Here is a 650-nt window from a genome sequence, read left to right as displayed (position 1 = left end):
CGAGGATCTGGATCCGTCAGTTGGTTTGGCCGGCTCTCAGCAGCCGGTTCTGGTTTGGGGGAGGTGGACTCTGCAGTAGGTTGGGCCGGGATCCCTGTGTTACGGAGATCTCGGTTGGGGTTCAATTCGTTTTGCACCTTTCCACCTCTCCCCACAGCCACATGCCAACAGAAGCCCACCGACACTTTTCTACTTCCCTCAATCAATAGCCCATCTCTGGATAGAGGGGGAGTTGTCGATGTCCAAACGCGACCGCTGTGGCAGGGCAAAGCTGTGTTGGCTTATACGGACTTCGGGTATTTCGACGCCTACTCTTTTTGCTGAGGGCAATGCTTTGAGTCACCTGGGCTCACGAAAAGCTGGCTCATGATCCTTCGAACAAGACTTGTGGAGCGGGTTTATGCTTGTTACTCAGCAACCTGTCCTGAGGCGGTTTTGGTACCCTGTGATCCCAGTATCAGCTCTGGAAGCCGGCCCACAAGCTTTCACGCTGCTGAAGACCCCTTTGGTGCTTTGGCTCAATGAGTTGGGGCAGCCCTGCGCCGTCTTGGATCGTTGCTGCCATCGCTCGGCCCAACTTTCCAAGGGGGTCGTCTGCAATGGCCACATCCGCTGCCCCTATCACGGCTGGGAATTTGACGGCTCTGGCA

Annotated in this window: 2 protein-coding genes; both read left to right on the top strand. The window is 56.2% G+C overall.

The annotated features are described in order from the left end of the window. Window positions 1-209, top strand: a 209-nt coding sequence (locus NW838_RS08815) for a hypothetical protein (RefSeq protein ID WP_414427874.1), incomplete at its 5' end; no start/stop codon positions are given. Window positions 210-400: 191 nt separating this feature from the next. Next, a partial coding sequence (locus NW838_RS08810; RefSeq protein ID WP_414427873.1) for a Rieske 2Fe-2S domain-containing protein occupies window positions 401-650 on the top strand: 250 nt, incomplete at its 3' end.

This window comes from Synechococcus sp. R55.2 (assembly GCF_047462075.1).
In the GTDB taxonomy this organism is placed as follows: domain Bacteria; phylum Cyanobacteriota; class Cyanobacteriia; order Thermostichales; family Thermostichaceae; genus Thermostichus.
This window is presented reverse-complemented; position numbering and strand designations above follow the sequence as displayed.